13 protein-coding genes are annotated in these 18,236 nt (G+C 60.4%); 12 read left to right on the top strand and 1 reads right to left on the bottom strand.

Annotation, left to right across the window (positions count from 1 at the left end; all coding sequences use genetic code 11):
- The first annotated feature begins 217 nt into the window (after positions 1–217).
- Positions 218–5,299 (top strand): NEL-type E3 ubiquitin ligase domain-containing protein, encoded by a 5,082-nt coding sequence (locus AC3WP7_RS07365; protein WP_102650444.1) that lies wholly within the window; start codon positions 218–220, stop codon positions 5,297–5,299.
- Positions 5,300–5,304: 5 nt separating this feature from the next.
- On the opposite strand, the gene epsC is transcribed toward AC3WP7_RS07365, so the two are convergent.
- A complete protein-coding gene (gene epsC / locus AC3WP7_RS07360; protein WP_071492510.1) occupies positions 5,305–6,231 on the bottom strand; it encodes a serine O-acetyltransferase EpsC in 927 nt (308 codons plus the stop codon).
- Between the two features lie 165 nt (positions 6,232–6,396).
- On the opposite strand from epsC, the gene AC3WP7_RS07355 reads away from it, so the two are divergent.
- The 11 genes from AC3WP7_RS07355 (at position 6,397) to AC3WP7_RS07305 (ending at position 17,612) form a co-directional block, all read left to right on the top strand.
- The gene (locus AC3WP7_RS07355; protein ID WP_102592457.1) at positions 6,397–7,392 is read left to right on the top strand and encodes a D-cysteine desulfhydrase; all 996 of its coding nucleotides are present in this window, start codon (positions 6,397–6,399) and stop codon (positions 7,390–7,392) included.
- Positions 7,393–7,682: 290 nt separating this feature from the next.
- Complete coding sequence (tcyJ, locus tag AC3WP7_RS07350; RefSeq protein WP_092248589.1) at positions 7,683–8,477, top strand: cystine ABC transporter substrate-binding protein; 795 nt, start codon at positions 7,683–7,685, stop codon at positions 8,475–8,477.
- Entirely contained in the window at positions 8,477–9,142 is a 666-nt protein-coding gene (gene tcyL / locus AC3WP7_RS07345; RefSeq protein WP_102592458.1) for a cystine ABC transporter permease, read from the top strand. The genes tcyJ and tcyL overlap by 1 nt, the downstream gene beginning before the upstream one ends.
- Before the next feature lie 3 nt (positions 9,143–9,145).
- Positions 9,146–9,892 (top strand): L-cystine ABC transporter ATP-binding protein TcyN, encoded by a 747-nt coding sequence (gene tcyN, locus AC3WP7_RS07340; protein WP_071492513.1) that lies wholly within the window; start codon positions 9,146–9,148, stop codon positions 9,890–9,892.
- 371 nt (positions 9,893–10,263) lie between these two features.
- Positions 10,264–11,028 carry a hypothetical protein gene (locus AC3WP7_RS07335; RefSeq protein ID WP_092248592.1) on the top strand — a complete coding sequence of 255 codons (765 nt, stop codon included), beginning with the start codon at positions 10,264–10,266 and terminating at the stop codon, positions 11,026–11,028.
- 187 nt (positions 11,029–11,215) lie between these two features.
- A complete protein-coding gene (locus AC3WP7_RS07330; protein WP_102592459.1) occupies positions 11,216–12,457 on the top strand; it encodes an SfnB family sulfur acquisition oxidoreductase in 1,242 nt (413 codons plus the stop codon).
- Positions 12,458–12,481: 24 nt separating this feature from the next.
- Positions 12,482–13,675 carry an SfnB family sulfur acquisition oxidoreductase gene (locus AC3WP7_RS07325; protein ID WP_102592460.1) on the top strand — a complete coding sequence of 398 codons (1,194 nt, stop codon included), beginning with the start codon at positions 12,482–12,484 and terminating at the stop codon, positions 13,673–13,675.
- The gene (locus AC3WP7_RS07320) at positions 13,675–15,054 is read left to right on the top strand and encodes an LLM class flavin-dependent oxidoreductase (RefSeq protein WP_092248601.1); all 1,380 of its coding nucleotides are present in this window, start codon (positions 13,675–13,677) and stop codon (positions 15,052–15,054) included. Before AC3WP7_RS07325 ends, AC3WP7_RS07320 begins: the two co-directional genes overlap by 1 nt.
- Positions 15,051–15,866: a MetQ/NlpA family ABC transporter substrate-binding protein gene (locus AC3WP7_RS07315; protein ID WP_025855519.1), complete on the top strand. Its 816-nt coding sequence runs from the start codon at positions 15,051–15,053 to the stop codon at positions 15,864–15,866. Before AC3WP7_RS07320 ends, AC3WP7_RS07315 begins: the two co-directional genes overlap by 4 nt.
- Complete coding sequence (locus AC3WP7_RS07310) at positions 15,863–16,978, top strand: methionine ABC transporter ATP-binding protein (RefSeq protein ID WP_102592461.1); 1,116 nt, start codon at positions 15,863–15,865, stop codon at positions 16,976–16,978. The genes AC3WP7_RS07315 and AC3WP7_RS07310 overlap by 4 nt, the downstream gene beginning before the upstream one ends.
- The gene (locus AC3WP7_RS07305) at positions 16,968–17,612 is read left to right on the top strand and encodes a methionine ABC transporter permease (RefSeq protein ID WP_093121718.1); all 645 of its coding nucleotides are present in this window, start codon (positions 16,968–16,970) and stop codon (positions 17,610–17,612) included. Before AC3WP7_RS07310 ends, AC3WP7_RS07305 begins: the two co-directional genes overlap by 11 nt.
- Positions 17,613–18,236 lie beyond the last annotated feature (624 nt).

The following is an 18,236-nucleotide window of genomic DNA, read 5'->3' as shown; positions in this document are numbered from 1 at the left end:
CACCGGGTTTAACTTGAACGAGCATTCAAGTTAAACATGGATAGGCGGTCTGGGACTAATCGCAGGGCTGAGTGGTAGGTGATTCCTACACAAGCTCAAGGAAAGGTATGACGGATCGCGCTGAAAAACGTTCAGCACGCCTTTCAATATGTGCAGCCTGTCTCCTGTTGCATTCACCACAATCGAATGACCACTGCCCACCTGAGGTCATTCAGCCATGCCAGAGACATTGAAGCATTTTGATTTTATCCGGCAACAATTGCCGCCATGGTTGCGGAGCACGTCACTGCAACGTTTTGCGGCGTTGAAAAAACAGCGCCCAGACTTCACGGAACTCTATCGCAATGCCCCTGGCTCGGAGCAGCGCCTGCCCTTCAAGCACGCCCTTGACACCCACTGGGCCAGCCAGAACGCACTGGACACGCTATTCGAGAAACTCACCGACATTAAGGCCTTCGCCGAGCCCTTGCTGAAAAATGCCCTGCGTGACTACGGCGCTATTGATGTGTCGAATACTTCGATCCGTCTATACGCGCCGGCCACATTGCCCTGGTGGACGTTCGGGACGCACCCGGGTGTCTCCGTCCGGACAACGACGCTGCTCGACGCCGCCTTGCACAACTTTTCAGCTTCGGAAACCTTTGTCGATTACGCTTTCCTTGCGGCAGAGGATGCCCGTGGGCAGCGTGAGATACTCACGTTCAAACACAGGGTGACAGGTCAACCCCTCACCGCCGACCATTTCAAAACCTTGTGCCGAAACCTGGATATCGGTGCGCGCTATATGCAAAACCTCACCCTGACAGTGGGGTTCGGCAATGCCTCGGTCGCCACCTCCTTCCGACAAAAAGTCATCCACAACCTGAAAGCCGCCCTCAACAGTGCCGCTCACGTGGCGCTCGCCAAAAAAGACATCACCGAAGACAGTTACACCCTCATTCAGTCGCTGCTCCAAAGAGACGGCCCGCTTCAACTGGGCGGGCAAACGATGGACGTCTACGCGCTGAGCCTGCTGGATACACGCCTGCCGGGCATTTTCATCATCGCCCCCGCACGGTTGGACGCAGCGCTTCATAAAATCCTGGTCTATATCCCTGATGACCCCGCCCACCCTCTCAAGGACTACAGCTCGGCCCCGGCCTTCGTCAAAGAGTTGACCGGCCAACTGCGTGACCGCACGCCTCGCGACGACCCATCCCGCCCCAGCTACCAGCAGTTCTTCAGCCAGTTCGTGGCCCATCAGGAACGTGGGCGCTTTTTTTACCAACTCAATCAGTTGCTTTCCACTGTGCGCTGGCACGACAGAGAACCTGGGGACAGCCGCCCCAACTGGCGCCCAGAGCCGGTAGAAACCCCCAACCTGCAATTTCGCACCCTGGCTGTTCGTGACGATATTCAAAACCGTGGCGAAAATCCGGGCCAGGATGATCTCTGGCACTACCTCTACCGCGTCAAACTGAACAAATGCGTGAACGACGCCCGAGAGATTGCCATCTCAACAGCCTACGCCGACCGCATGGCGCGCTGGAAGTGGTGGGACAACCTGGAAAAAATGCTCTCGGACATTTTCAATGCCGCGCTCCTGGTCATCACTCCGTTCGTTCCCTTGCTGGGGGAGTTGATGTTGGCCTACACCACCTACCAGATGCTCGACGATGTATTTGAAGGCATCGTCGATTGGGCCGAAGGCTTGCAGCGCGAAGCAGCAGAACATCTGCTCTCGATCGCAGAGAACACGCTGCAGCTCGCGCTGTTCGAAGCGGGAGGCAAAGTGGGTGAAATTGCCAAGGTGAAACTGTCCACGTTTGTCGAGCAACTCCAACCCGTACAGACACCTTCCGCGCAGACGCGCCTCTGGGCCCCTGACCTCGCGCCTTACCAACATACCAACCTGCGCCTGCCCGAGACCTCCATTGCGCACGAAAATGGCCTTCACCACCATCAGGGCAAGCAGATTGTGAAAGTGGAAAACCACCACTATGAAGTCCGCAAGGACCCTGTCACCCAAACGTACACCCTTGCCCATCCCAAACGCCCCAGTGCCTACCAGCCTCCCGTGGCGCTCAATGGCAGCGGCGCGTGCGTGCTGGCCGGTGAACAGCCAAGGACCTGGAACAATGCTCGCCTGCTGAGACGCCTCGGGCCACAGACAAACGGTCTGACGGTCGGTGAACTGGAGCAGGTACGGCAGATAAGCGGTGTCGCGTTCGGGGATTTACGCCATATGTACGCCAACAATGAACCCACCCCGCCCTTGCTGGCCGATACCCTCAAACGCTTTGACAGTGAGAAGCGCATCAGAGAGGCCGAAGACGCCATCCGTACAGGCCAGCCCCTTGACCCGTCATCGGACTGGTTCGAACAAATGGTCACCGAGCTTGAGGGCTGGCCTCGCGACAAAGCCTTGCTGGTGTACCCGCATAGCGATTTATCAGGCACGCCCCGTCGCTATGGCAATGCACAAGCAACAGGTGCCGATGCCCTGAGCTTGAGCATCGCCGATGTCATGTCCGGCCGGCTGGCGGAAAAAGTCGTGGACTACCTGGATGAACCACAACTGACCCAGTTACTCGGCAAACAGTTACCTGAAAATGAGCGCGTACAGGCGTTGCGTGAACGGCTGGCCGCGTATGTCGAGCAGCAAAGCGCCTCCCTCGCCAACAGCGACTACTCCCGCCAGGAAGCCAGCGACGAGCCCTCTATCCAATTGCTGCGCAGCCAGTACCCGGACCTCCCCCTGAGTATCGCTCAGAGCCTGGTTCGCCATACCCGTCGCCGCCACCTGAGCATTATGAGTGAAAAGAAACGCCTTCCATTAGAGGTAAAAAACCAAGCGCGGGAGCTGGATTTCGAAGTCCGCAGTACTCGCATGTTCGAACAGCTTGTCCAGGGTACCCCGCCCTCGACACACACCGAAAACCTGGCACTCAATACCCTCAGAATTCACTCAGACAGTTTTGCGAATCTGCGTATCCAGGTGCGTGAACGAACCCCCACCGGCGACCTGAGAACCCAGGTCGGCGCAGAGGATGCCGCACACCTCAAGATCCTGGTGCGTAACCGAACAGGCCAGTACCGAGTGTTCAACGCCGAAGGCAAGCTGATACACGGCGCAACTGACTTCTACAATGCTGTATTCCAGGCATTGCCACCCGAAAGCCCCTTGCGCGATAGCGACACACTGCGCACATGGCTGATTGAAAAAAACAAAGCGCCCACCGAACGGCGCTTGGCCCTCGCCGAGGCGCCTATCCCCACCCATCCTGAACGTAAAACACTGACCCTGCTCGGTGGCGGCAACAGCATGAGCCGCGTGGTCGATGTCGAGGTAAATCCCGTTACGGTGCAGGGGGATATCAAACACTGGCTGCCGGGGATGTCCGAGCAAGGCGTGAAACGCTTCGCTGAAAAAGCCGAGAGTGAAGAGGGGCGATTACAACTGGAAAACCTGAAAGCCGAAGGCAAAGCCTTAGACAAGGCGCTACACACCTATTTGCAAGACAGTACCCGATTTCCTTATCGCAACTCGCTGGAAGAGGTGCTTGCCAGGAAGGCATTTACCAAGAAGTTGAAAGAAGCCTGGCGCGAGGGGTACACAAAACTGCACGACGAGTTCAATACGGCAGGCAACGACGTGTACTTGGACCTGAGCGATACAGTGCTGCCGACTGAACTGCCCGTGCTGCCCTTTGAGTTGGGATTGGTCACGCACTTGCATATGAATGGCAGTGGGTTTGCCGCTGAACATACGCCATTCCTGGCGCATTTCCCTAAATTGAAGACGCTTGATTTAGCGGATAACCGTCTGGTCAAACTGCCCAAGGCCATTGGAAACATGCGCTCGCTCAAAGCCCTCGACGTGAGCAACAACGCTATTGCCTTGGACAACACCGCTGTCCAGCAGTTGAAAAAACTGCGGCGGTTGCAGGGGTTGGATCTTTCAAAAAACCCTCTGGGACGGGTCCCGGATATTAGTCACATGCGCGACCTGAAGGCGCTGGACCTGTCCCACACAGGGATCAGCGAGTGGCCCGCGGGCCTCTTTGCGCACGAGCGAGACGCGTCTTTTGACCTGTACCTTCGCGGCAACCCCATTACCACAATTCCAGAGGTCGCCAGGGAGTCCGCAGAGGCATTTACCGTGGCTAACACCTGGCTGGACCGCGCAACCCTCACACCTGAAGCCAGGGCCCTTTGGGACGAGCACAAAACTGACTTTGGGTTGGACCCTTATCGCACTTACCCGCCCAAGGGCGATGCTGACTTTTGGGTGGATGACCTGGACGATGAAAACCAGATACGTTTTGCCAATGTCTGGTTTGACTTGGAAAATGAAGAAGGCTCCCAGGGTTTTTTCGAGGTCATCAAGAAACTGGAGCAACCCGAGGCTTTCGAGGACCCGATGGACCAGATGCGTTACGAACAAAACCGAAGAATCCTGACCGATCAGGTGCGGCATATGCTGTTGAGCATGCACGAAGACACGATGCTGCGTCAGGAGCTGTTCAAAATGTCGAGCTTCCCGGGGCTGTGCCCGGACGCAAGCCGCCAGATATTCACCGAAATGGGGATTCAGGTCACCGCCACCACGGCCAGGCGATACAGTCGAACGCAAGCTGAACATGAAGAGACAATCACCCGTCTAGCCCAAGGCGCCGCGAGGCTCAAGATGGTGAACGATGTCGCCCGGGCGGACATCGCCAACCGTCTCAAACCTGCCAATCAAGGTGGCCAGGGACTGCGACTGTCCACCCAGGTTGTTGATGGACAGCCCGGCAGCGTCGACGAGGTGGAGGTTTACCTGGCCTACCAGACACGCCTGTCGAAAAGCCTCAACCTGCCCTGGGTCAGCGACAGCATGACGTATCGAAACACCGCCGATGTGCCCGAGTCTTCCATCATCCATGCGGGCAAAGCCGTGAAAGACTTGAGTGAAGGCGACGGACTGGTGAACCGCATGTTGCAGGAACCCTACTGGGAGCCCTTCCTGAAGGAACGCTACGCAAAAGACTACGCAGCCAACGAAGAAAACACGGTTCAACAGTTGGAAAGCCTGGAGCAACTGGATACCGAACAAAAAGCGTTTGCCCAGGCGCAGGGTCTGAACGAGCAGGAGAAAACGCAAAAACGCGAGGCACTGAAGTCCCGGATCGAACAGTTACAGATCGAGGACCGAGTCGTCCCGGACCAGGTCATGTCCGAGGACCTGTACAACCAGCTCTACAATGACCTGTCGGAACGTCGCATGGAGTGGCTGCGCGAACAGACCCACCTGTCACTGGAGCGGCTTGAACGCTGACATGCTCACTTCTGCGTGCCGTCATCATGCTGCAGGTTCGCCTGGGTGATATTCGCCCCCGCCGGCACGCTGCGGGTCAGCCACACGTTACCGCCAATGGTCGAGCCCTTGCCGATGGTGATGCGCCCCAGGATGGTCGCCCCGGCGTAGATCACCACATCGTCCTCGACAATCGGATGACGCGGATGGCCCTTCTGCAACTGCCCGTCCTCATCCGCCGGGAAGCGCTTGGCGCCCAGGGTCACGGCCTGGTAGATGCGCACGCGCTCGCCGATGATCGCGGTTTCGCCGATCACCACGCCGGTCCCGTGGTCGATAAAAAAACTCGGGCCGATCTGTGCGCCGGGGTGGATGTCGATGCCGGTGGCCGAGTGGGCGATCTCGGCGCTGATGCGCGCCAACAGCGGCAGGCCGGCGCGGTACAGGTGGTGGGCCAGGCGATGGTGAATCACCGCCAGGATGCCGGGGTAGCACAGCAACACTTCATCCACACTGCGAGCGGCCGGGTCGCCGTGGTAGGCGGCCAGTACGTCGGTGTCCAGCAGGCTGCGCAGGGACGGCAAGGCCAGGGCGAAATCCTGGATCAGGCGGATGGCGTGGGCATTAACGGCGCTGTCGTCCTCGCCGCTCTGGCGCGCGGCGTAGCGCAGTTCCAGGCGCGCCTGGCCGAGCAGGGCATTGAGCGCCACATCCAGGGTGTGGCCAACGTAGAAGTCTTCGCTTTCTTCACGCAGGTCCACCGGGCCCAGGCGCATGGGGAACAACGCGCCGCACAACGACTCCAGGATCTGCGCCACCGCTTCACGCGAAGGCAACTCGCGGCCACCATGCTCACCGCTCAAACGGCCATTGCGCGTTCGCCACTGGTCCCGGGCGCCGCGCAACTGGCTGACGATGGTTTGTAATTGCCAATGACTGGAACGCTCACTCACGGTTTTCACTCCTGACGTAATGGCACTCACTTTACGGTATGCACCCTGGCCGCCCTTAAGAACCAATGGTGCAATGCTAAGAACCTTCCGGAATAAGCGATTGGCGGTTGCCCGATGAAAAGTGCCTGCCTATAGTCGCCCCATCCTCATCAACCGTGCGTAGCCATGATCAAACAACAGCTCGACCGTTTTAACCGCCTGGAACTGCTGGGTGGCGCCACCGCCCTGGAAAAACTCGAGCGGCTGTCGGCCTGGTCGGGCAGAGACATCTACGTCAAGCGCGACGACACCACACCGCTGGCCATGGGCGGCAACAAGCTGCGCAAACTTGAATACCTGGCCGCCGATGCCATCGCCCAAGGCGCCGACACCCTGGTGACCGCTGGCGCGATCCAGTCCAACCACGTGCGCCAGACCGCCGCGCTGGCCGCCAAGCTCGGCCTGGGCTGCGTCGCGCTGCTGGAGAACCCCACCGGCACCGAAGACCCCAACTACCTGGGCAACGGCAACCGCCTGCTGCTGGACCTGCTCGACGCCAAGGTGGAGCTGGTGGAGAACCTCGACAACGTCGACGACCAACTCAGTGCCGTCGCCGACCGCCTGCGCAGCAACGGCAAGCAGCCATACCTGGTGCCCATCGGCGGCTCCAATGCCCTCGGCGCCCTGGGTTACGTGCGCGCCGGGCTGGAGCTGGCCGCGCAGATCGAAGCCAGCGGTACCGAGTTTGCCGCCGTGGTGCTGGCGTCCGGCAGTGCGGGCACCCACAGCGGCCTGGCCCTGGCGTTGAGCGAAGTGCTGCCGCAGTTGCCCGTGATCGGTATCACCGTATCGCGCACCGAAGAAGCACAGTTCCCGAAAGTGCAGGGCCTGGCCGAACGCACCGCCGAATTGTTGGGTGTGGATATTCCCGAAGCCTTCAAGGTGATCCTGTGGGACGAATATTTTGGCCCGCGCTATGGCGAACCGAACGCAGGCACCCTGGCGGCGGTCAAGTTGCTGGCGAGCCAGGAAGGCCTGCTGCTGGACCCGGTCTACACTGGCAAGGCCATGGCCGGCTTGCTGGACGGTATCGGGCGCCAGCGCTTCGAGGATGGCCCGATCATTTTCCTGCATACCGGTGGCGCGCCCGCGTTGTTTGCCTACAACAGCGCCTTTAATTGAATAAACGCGGCCTAATTGTGGACCAACATGTGGGAGGGGGCTTGCCCCCGATGACGGAGTGTCAGCCATGACTTCTGTGACTGCTACACCGCTATCGGGGGCAAGCCCCCTCCCACATTAGAACCTCTATATATATCTTATTGGAATATCATATTTAATTTATATTATTTTCAAGTCTTAAAAACCGTCTTTATAGTCGCGCCGTAGGCGAAGACGCGCTACGCGCTTTAAGGCAGGATACGACTACTGCGTCACCTGCATCGCACACCATAAAAACACAGGGGCTCTTCATGACTATTTCTGTATTCCGTCGCACGTTGCTGGTTGGCACTCTGGGCCTGGCACTCGGGGCTGGCCTGATCGGCCAGGCAGTCGCGGGTGAACAACTGGGCAACATCAAAAAAGCCGGCGAGATCAAGATCGGCCTGGAAGGTACTTACCCGCCGTTCAGCTTCGTCGATGAAAGCGGCAAGCTCAGCGGTTTCGAAGTGGAACTGTCCGAAGCCCTGGCCAAGGAGCTGGGCGTGAAGGTCAAGCTGCAAGCGACGCCATGGGACGGCATCCTCGCCGCCCTGGAATCCAAGCGCCTGGACGCCGTGGTCAACCAGGTGACCATCTCCGAAGAACGTAAAAAGAAATACGACTTCTCCCAGCCTTACACCGTCTCCGGTATCCAGGCGCTGGTCCTGAAGAAAAACGTCGACGCTATCAAGACCGCCGACGACCTGGCCGGCAAGAAAGTCGGCGTAGGCCTGGGCACCAACTACGAACAATGGCTCAAGGACAATCAACCCAAAGCCATCATCAAGACCTACAACGACGACCCGACCAAGTTCCAGGACCTGCGCATCGGCCGTATCGACGCCATCCTGATCGACCGCCTGGCCGCCCTGGAGTACGCCAAGAAAGCCCCGGACACCGCTGCAGCCGGCGATGCCTTCTCCCGCCAGGAAGCCGGTATCGCCCTGCGCAAGGGTGAGCCAGAACTGCTGGATGCGGTGAACAAGGCCCTCGACAAACTGCGTGCTGACGGCACCTTGAAGAAGCTGTCCGAGAAATACTTCAACGCTGACGTCACTCAATAATGGAAGCAGGTTTCCAACTCGCGCTGGACTCCGCGCCCTTTCTGCTCAAGGGCGCGTATTACACGGTGATCCTCAGCCTCGGCGGGATGTTTTTCGGCTTGCTACTGGGCTTCGGCCTGGCCTTGATGCGCCTGTCGCGCTTCAAGCTGGTGAGTTGGCTCGCCCGAGTCTACGTGTCGTTCTTTCGCGGCACGCCCTTGCTGGTACAGCTGTTTTTGATCTACTACGGCTTGCCGCAAGTGGGCATCGAGCTGGATCCGATCCCGGCAGCCATGATCGGCTTTTCGCTGAACATGGCTGCCTACGCCTGTGAAATCCTGCGTGCCGCCATCGGTTCCATCGAGCGCGGCCAATGGGAAGCCGCCGCCAGTATCGGCATGACCCGCGCACAAAGCCTGCGCCGGGCCATCCTGCCGCAGGCAATGCGCACGGCCTTGCCGCCGCTGGGCAACAGTTTCATTTCGCTGGTCAAGGACACGGCGCTGGCCGCCACCATCCAGGTGCCCGAGCTGTTCCGTCAGGCGCAACTGGTGTCGGCAAGGACCTTCGAAATCTTCACCATGTATCTCTCCGCTGCCCTGATCTACTGGATTTTGGCGAGCATCCTGGCGCACTTGCAAAATCGCCTGGAAGACCGGGTCAACCGGCATGACCTGGAGTCCTGAAGCATGATCGTGGTTGAAAAACTGACCAAACAATTCAACGGTCAGGTGGTGCTCAACGGCATCGACCTGGAGGTCAAGGAAGGCGAAGTCATCGCCATCATCGGCCCCAGCGGTTCCGGCAAGACCACCTTCCTGCGCTGCCTGAATTTCCTCGAACAACCCACCAGCGGCCGCATCAAGGTGGGTGACATCGAGATCGACACCAGCAAGCCGATCAACCAGCAACAAAGCCTGGTGCGACGCCTGCGCCAGCACGTGGGCTTTGTGTTTCAGAACTTCAACCTGTTCCCCCACCGCACCGCGCTGGAAAACGTCATCGAAGGCCCCACCGTGGTCAAGAAGATGCCGCACGATGCCGCGGTCGCACTGGGTCGCAAGCTGTTGGCCAGGGTAGGCCTGGCAGGCAAGGAAGACGCCTACCCACGGCGCCTCTCCGGCGGCCAGCAGCAGCGCGTGGCAATTGCCCGCGCGCTGGCCATGGAGCCGGAGGTGATCCTGTTCGACGAACCCACCTCGGCGCTGGACCCTGAGCTGGTGGGCGAAGTGCTGGCGACCATCCGCAGCCTCGCCGAAGAAAACCGCACCATGGTCATCGTCACCCACGAGATGAGTTTTGCGCGGGATGTGGCCAACCGGGTGATCTTCTTCGACAAGGGTGTGATCGTGGAACAAGGCGAAGCCAAGGCGCTGTTCGCCAACCCCAGGGAAGAGCGCACCAAGCAGTTCCTGAGCAAATTCCTCGCCCACTGATTCCCACCTGCAGGAGCCGGCTTGCCGGCGAAAAACGTCAACGTTAACGCGGTAAATCAGGTTTACCGCGTTGCCTGATCGCTCTTCGCCAGCAAGCCGGCTCCTACAAGGGGAATCCTCGTTCTCGCGGGTAAAACACCCCGCCGCACCTACCTGAATATCCCCGCCCCAGTCAGACCGTTCTGATTATCTCCAAACCCGCCATTTAGCCCTTTGCCGCCATTGACGCCCCTCGGCCAACCCTCTTATCTAGCGCCCAGAGGATTGGATCCTATCCCGGCTATTCACTGAATCGTTTCGTTCGGCCCACCGCGCACACCTGCGCCAAAGGTCCGGAGCGATTGCTGCTGGCTGCATCAAGGAGATTACTTATGACGCGCCCCCTGCTCACCGCCCCGACACTGCCCCAGGCCGTCGGCAATGGCATCAATGCCCTGGCCGCTGCACGCTTGCAGGTTGACATCCCGCCGTATCCCGGCATGGATGAAGGCGACCTGATCGAGCTGTTCTGGAACAACTGTTTCGCCGCTTCACGTCGGATCACCACAGGCAAGATCGGCGAGTTCACTCACCTGCGGGTACCAGAGAGTTTTGTGCTGGAGGGGCCGACGCAGGTGCATTACCAAGTCATGCAGGTCGGCCACGCCCCTGCTCGCTCAGCCGTGAGGCGAGTGCGTGTAAAGACCCTGTGCCCAGGCGGCCAACCCTCGCCCCTTTGCGGTGACGAAAACCAGAACCTCGCCCCCGTGGGCCTGCCCGATATCATCCGCCGCTACGGCGTCAATGCCAGCCAGGTGCGGCGCGGTATTCCCCTGACCATCGAGCCTTACCTGCACATGACCACCGGCGATGCCATCACCTTGCGCTGGGGCGATGTGCGCCTGGATCTGCCGAAGATCCGGGCCAGGGAAGTCGGCCTGGCGGTACAGGTATGGGTACCTTCGACGGTGATTATCGAAGCGGGCGACGACTGTCGGCTGGAAGTGACGTACTGCATTCTTGACCGCGTCGGCAACAATTCACGCTGGGCACCCGCGCGCACCTTGCGCATTGCAGCAGGGGCACCGTCCCGCCCGGCCGGGACCGCGCTGACCTACCAGCCACGAGCGCCGGGATCGCCCTGTGAACCTGGGTGACAGACCTTCTATGCATATTCCCAAAAGTTAGTTTATTTAAATATTTAACACGCTTAGGGTATATACACCGGACCACCGGACATCTCTGATTTTTCTGTTTTTATTTCATTGAATGCGAGGTCGGTATGGTCAGGATTACCCCGGTGCGCAACGCCAGGGCATTACGTGCAGCCAAGGAGCGGCGCTGATGTCTAACTTGGCTCTAACCCCCCCCCAGAATGATCTGGACGTAGCCCCCCTGCTGTTGCCGGCCACCGTGCTGCGCAACGACGCAGAGGTGCTGAAGGCTGCCCATGAGTTGGCCCAGGCGGCTCGCCTGCAAGCCGCCAGGCGCGACCAGCAACGCAAACTGCCGTGGGCGCAGATCGAGCAGTTCACCCGCCGCGGGCTGGGCAGTATTTCCATTCCCCGTGAGTACGGCGGCCCGCAGGTGTCGTTCGTGACCCTGGCCGAGGTGTTCGCGATCATCAGCGCGGCCGACCCGGCCCTCGGGCAGATCCCGCAGAACCATTTCGGCATCCTGCACCTGTTGCAGGGCGCCGCCACCGAGCGCCAGAAAAAACAGCTGTTCCAGAGCGTGCTAGACGGCTGGCGCATCGGCAATGGCGGCCCGGAACGCGGTACCAGGAATACCCTGGAGCTCAAGGCGCGCATCACCGCCAACGGTGACGGTTACGTAATCAGCGGCCAGAAGTTCTATTCCACCGGCGCGCTGTTTGCGCATTGGGTCGCGGTCAAGGCGTTGAACGATGACGGCAAGCAGGTCATGGCGTTCGTGCGCCGAGGCACTGAAGGGCTGCGCATCGTTGACGATTGGTCCGGCTTCGGCCAGCGCACCACCGCCAGCGGCACGGTGCTGCTGGATCGGGTGCCGGTGGAGGCCGAACTGGTCGTGGAAAACTGGCGCATCGGCGAAACTCCGACGATACAGGGCGCCGTCTCGCAATTGATCCAGGCGGCCATCGACGCCGGCATCGCCCGTGGCGCGCTGGATGACACCATCGCGTTCGTACGCGAACGCTCGCGCCCCTGGATCGACGCCAAGGTCGAACGTGCCAGCGATGACCTGTACGTGATCGCCGACATCGGCAAGCTGAAGATCGAACTGCACGCCGCCGAAGCGCTGCTGCGCAAGGCAGGGCAAGTGCTGGACCAGGTCAGCGCCGCGCCCATCACCGCGCAGTCCGCCGCACGGGCCTCCATCGCCGTGGCCGAGGCCAAGGTGCTGACCACCGAAGTGTCGCTGCTGGTCAGCGAAAAGCTCTTCGAACTGGCCGGCAGCCGCGCCACCCTTGCCGAATTCAACCTCGACCGTCACTGGCGCAACGCCCGGGTGCACACGCTGCACGACCCGGTGCGCTGGAAGTATCACGCCATCGGCGCCTATCGCTTGAACGGTACCTTGCCGGCTCGCCATTCCTGGATCTGACCGACCAGACATCTGGAGAACATCATGACTTTCTCTCATCCCGTCGCGGTCATCACCAGCGACGAACAAGCCCTTGTTGTCGCCAGCGACCTGGCCGAAGACTTTCGCCGCGACAGCGCCCAGCGCGACCGCGAGCGCCGCCTGCCCTTGCCCGAGCTGGATGCGTTCTCGCGCTCCGGCCTGTGGGGCATCAGCGTGCCGAAGGAGCACGGCGGCGCGGGCGTATCCAATGTCACCCTGGCCAAGGTGATTGCCTTGATAGCCCAGGCCGATGCATCCCTGGGCCAGATCCCGCAGAACCATTTCTACGCCCTGGAAGTGCTGCGCGTAAACGGCAGCCCGCCACAGCAAAAACGCCTGTACACCGAGGTACTCGCCGGCCAGCGCTTCGGCAACGCCCTGGCGGAACTGGGCACCAAGACCGCCCATGACCGCGTCACCAAAATCACCCGCGACGGTGACGGTTTCCGTATCAGCGGCCGCAAGTTCTATTCCACCGGCGCGATCTACGCCCAGCGCATCCCCACGTCGGTGGTGGATGACCACGGCGTGCAGCAACTGGCCTTTGTGCCACGCGACAGCGAAGGCCTGAGCGTGATCGACGACTGGAGCGGCTTCGGCCAGCGCACCACCGGCAGCGGTTCGGTGGTGTTCGATAACGTGTGGGTGGCCGCGCAGGACGTGATCCCGTTCCAGAGCGCCTTCGAACGCCCGACCACCGTCGGCCCGCTGGCCCAGATCCTTCACGCTGCCATCGACACCGGGATCGCCCGTGCGGCCTTTGAAGATGCGCTGCACTTTGTACGCACCAAGACCCGCCCGTGGATCGACTCCGGCAACGACAAAGCCACTGAAGACCCACTGACCCTGAAAAGCTTCGGCCACTTGAGCATCCGCCTGCACGCCGCCGAGGCGCTGTTGGAGCGCTCGGGCGAGTACCTGGACCGTGCCCAGGCCGACAGCAACGCCGAGACCGTCGCTGCCGCCTCGATTGCCGTCGCGGAAGTACGCGCCTTGAGCACCGAAATTTCCCTGGCCGCCGGCAGCACCCTGTTCGAACTGGCCGGCAGCCAGGCGACCCTGGCTGAACATGGCTTGGACCGTCACTGGCGCAACGCCCGGGTGCACACCCTGCACGACCCGGTGCGGTGGAAGTACCACGCGGTGGGTAATTACTACCTGAACGATGAAAACCCGCCGCTGCGGGGGACCATTTGATGGCGAAGAAAAAAATCCTGCTCAATGCCTTCAACATGAACTGCATCGGGCATATCAACCACGGCCTGTGGACGCATCCACGGGACACTTCGACCCAGTACAAGACGATCGAGTACTGGACCGAGCTGGCGCAAACCCTGGAGCGCGGGCTGTTCGACGGTTTGTTTATCGCCGATATCGTCGGTGTGTACGACGTGTACCAGAACTCGATTGATGTGCCGCTCAAAGAGTCGATCCAACTGCCGGTGAATGATCCGTTGCTGTTGGTCTCAGCCATGGCCGCCGTCACCAGAAACCTCGGCTTCGGCCTCACCGCCAACCTCACCTACGAGCCGCCGTATTTGTTCGCCCGGCGCATGTCCACGCTGGACCACCTGAGCCGTGGCCGTGTGGGTTGGAACATCGTCACCGGCTACCTCGACAGCGCCGCCAAGGCCATGGGCCTCACTGAACAAGTCGAGCATGACCGCCGCTACGACCAGGCCGATGAATACCTGGAGGTGCTCTACAAACTCTGGGAAGGCAGCTGGGAAGACGGCGCGGTGCTCAACGACCCCAAGGCGCGGGTGTATGCGCAGCCGGGCAAGGTGCACAAGGTCGAGCACCAGGGGGAGTTCTACCAGGTGGACGGGTATCACCTGTGCGAGCCCTCTCCGCAACGTACACCGGTGCTGTTCCAGGCCGGCAGTTCGGAGCGCGGGTTGCTGTTCGCGGGGCGCCATGCCGAGTGCGTATTCATCAGCGGCCAGAACAAGGCCGCGACCAAGGTCCAGGTGGACAAGGTGCGCGCCAGCGCGGTCGAGGCCGGGCGCAACCCGGATGACATCAAGGTGTTCATGGGCCTCAACGTGATCGTGGGTGCCACAGAAGCGTTGGCCTGGGCCAAACACGCCGAGTACCTCAGCTACGCCAGCCCGGAAGCCGGCGTGGCGCATTTCTCGGCATCCACCGCCATCGACTTTGCCCAATACGAACTGGACGAGCCGATCCAGTACGTGAAGAGCAACGCGATCCAGTCGGCCACCAAGAACCTGCAGAACAACGACTGGACCCGGCGCAAATTGCTGGAGCAGCACGCCTTGGGCGGGCGCTACATCACCCTGGTCGGCTCGCCCGGACAGGTCGCCGACGAGCTGGAATCGTGGATCAGCGAGACCGGCCTGGATGGCTTCAACCTAACGCGCATCGTCACGCCGGAAAGCTATGTGGACTTCATCGACCTGGTGGTGCCGGAGCTGCAAAAGCGCGGGTCGTACAAAACTGAATATGAACAGGGAACGCTGCGGGAAAAAGTCTTCCAGGGCAGCGCCCGCCTACCCGAACAACACACCGGTTCCACCTACCGACAAACTGCTTCTCTGACTGGAAATACCCAATGAAAAAGACACTGCTCACTCATCCAGTCAAAGCACTGGCCCTGGCGTTCGGACTGTTCAGCTCAGCGGTATTCGCCGCCGATGCGCCGTTGAAGATCGGCACCACCGCCGCCTTTGCGATTCCTCTGGAAGCCGCTGTAGCCGAAGCCGGCAAGCAAGGCCTCAAAGTCGAGCTGGTGGAGTTCACCGACTGGATCGCACCCAACGTCAGCCTGGCTGCCGGCGATATCGACGTGAACTATTTCCAGCACATCCCGTTCCTGGAAAACGCCAAGGCCGCCGCCGGTTTTGACCTGGTGCCCTATGCGCCGGGCATCATCAACAACGTCGGGCTGTATTCGAAGAAGTACAAAAGCATCAACGACTTGCCCCAGGGCGCCAGCGTGGCGATTGCCAACGACCCGATCAACAGCGGTCGTGGCCTGCAACTGCTGGCCAAGGCGGGGCTGATCACGCTCAAGCCGGGAGTGGGCTACAAGGCCACCGAAGAGGACATCGTTTCCAACCCGAAGAAGATCAAGATCCTGCAGGTCGAGGCCGTGCAACTGGTGCGCGCCTATGACGATGCCGACCTGGTGCAGGGCTACCCGGCGTATATCCGCCTGTCCAAGACCTTCGATGCCGAGTCGGCGCTGCTGTTCGACGGCCTCGACCATCCGGAGTACGTGATCCAGTTCGTGATCCAGCCCAAAAGCAAGACCGACCCACGGGTGATCAAGTTTGTGGATATCTACCAGCATTCGCCGGTGGTGCGTGCCGCCTTGGATAAATCCCTCGGCAAGCTCTACCAAGTCGGCTGGGAAGATAAAAAATGACCGCCGCCCATGCCCAACTGCGCGACCTGGGCCTGCCGCCCAGGGACGCCGAGCAGAGCGAATTGCACCCGGACCTCAATCGCGCGCATGTGCGTTTCATCAACCTGGGCAAGACCTACGACGGCACGGTGCATGCCTTGCAAGGCATCGACCTGGCGATCCAGCGCGGTGAAGTGTTCGGCATCATTGGCCGCAGCGGCGCCGGCAAGTCATCGCTGATCCGCACCATCAATCGCCTGGAACAACCCAGCAGCGGGCGGGTGCTGATCGATCAGGTGGACATCGGTGAGTTTGATGAAGACCGTCTGGTGGCCCTGCGTCGACGCATCGGCATGATCTTCCAGCACTTCAACCTGATGTCGGCCAAAACGGTGTGGCAGAACGTCGAGTTGCCGTTGAAAGTGGCGGGCGTGCCGAAGCAGCAGCGCGAGCAAAAAGTACGCGAGCTGCTGGAACTGGTGGGGTTGCAGGACAAGCACACGTCTTACCCGGCGCAGCTGTCCGGTGGGCAGAAACAACGGGTGGGCATTGCCCGTTCGCTGGTGCACGACCCCGAGATCCTGCTGTGCGACGAGGCCACCTCGGCCCTCGACCCGGAGACGACCCAATCGATCCTCGGCCTGCTGCGTGAGATCAACCGGCGCCTGGGTTTGACCATCGTGCTGATCACCCACGAGATGGCGGTGATCCGCGAAATCTGCGACCGCGTGGTGGTGCTGGAACATGGGCGCATCGTCGAGCAAGGCCCGGTGTGGCAGGTGTTCGGCAACCCGCAGCATGAAGTCAGCAAAACCCTGCTGGCCCCCCTGCAACACGGGCTGCCGGACGAGTTGCAAAGCCGCCTGCAGGCCACACCGGCATCGCCTGACGCGGCGCTGGTGCTGCGTTTGCAATTCACCGGCGGCGACACCGACGAACCCGATCTGGCCGCCCTGTTCAGCGCCCTCGGCGGCCGCGTGCGCCTGTTGCAAGGCGGTGTGGAACGCATCCAGGGGCATGCCTTGGGGCAATTGCTGCTGGCGGTAAACGGCTCGCCCCACAGCGCCGAAGAACTGCGCAAACGGGCCGGGAATTGGGCACAACAGACGGAGGTGCTGGGTTATGTGGTTTGATCGATTGGTACAAGGCGCCATCGACACCTTGCTGATGGTCGGCGTGTCATCGCTGATCGCGCTGCTGGTGGGAATCCCGTTGGCGGTGTTCCTGGTGACCAGTGACAAGGGCGGCATTTACCAGGCCCCGGCGCTGAACCGCGTGCTGGGGGCGTTCGTCAATCTGTTCCGCTCGATTCCGTTCCTGATCCTGATGGTGGCGCTGATCCCGTTCACTCGTCTGATCGTCGGCACCACCTACGGCGTATGGGCAGCGGTCGTACCCTTGACCATCGCCGCCACGCCGTTCTTTGCACGCATTGCCGAAGTGAGCCTGCGCGAAGTCGACCACGGCCTGATCGAAGCCGCACAAGCCATGGGCTGCCGCCGCTGGCACATCATCTGGCACGTGCTGTTGCCGGAAGCGCTCCCGGGGATCGTCGGCGGTTTCACCATCACGCTGGTGACCATGATCAACTCATCGGCCATGGCCGGCGCGATTGGCGCGGGGGGCTTGGGGGATATTGCTTACCGGTATGGGTATCAGCGCTTTGATACACAGATCATGCTGACGGTGATTGTGCTGCTGGTGGCGTTGGTCGCGGTGATTCAGTTGGGCGGGGATCGGTTGGCGCGGGGGCTTAATAAGCGGTGAGGGAGGGTGCTGGTCTGTACCTGTTAGTTCTGACAGTTGTGGGGCCGTTTTTTGGGGTATCTAATCGGGTCAGCGTGGTAAACAACGGTATGGACAATCGATTACTGGAGTAAGGGGCATGTTGAAGGTCAAGGCATCTTGCGGTACTGCGATTGCAGTGTTTTTCATAGCAGTATCCAGTGTCACAACTGCAGTTGCGACCCCGCTCCCGGAGGCAAATACCCGTGGGTACTTCGCTGAAACCTGGATTTGGGATTGCGGCCGGCCAGCTATGAATACGAGTATGGTTTGTAGCCAGGGAGTAGATCAGAGCGTTCAGTTCATTTCGGGATTCGCTAAAAATGGCAGCTCATGGTTTCAGTCGCTCTAAAATCAATGTTGAGAGGCTTCCGTTAGTTTTTGAAAGCGAAAGGTCAGGATGAGTCGTAACACCTAAGTTGTCCCGACAAGTTGTTAAAGATGAGCTGATGCTTATGAACAATCGGCACAAACGACTTTAATAGTGAGCTGGGGGCTTGCTTGCAGCTGCCCCTATGGTATGACGTAGCCGCTCGTGGGAAAAAGCCTGCTGGGGGTGATATACGTTACTTACAAGTTCATTGATTGGCGCGGGGTTCAACACGC

This window comes from Pseudomonas sp. FW305-3-2-15-C-LB1, from assembly GCF_058787615.1.
The sequence above is the reverse complement of the archived record's forward strand: the minus strand, read 5'-3'. Positions and strand labels throughout refer to the sequence as shown.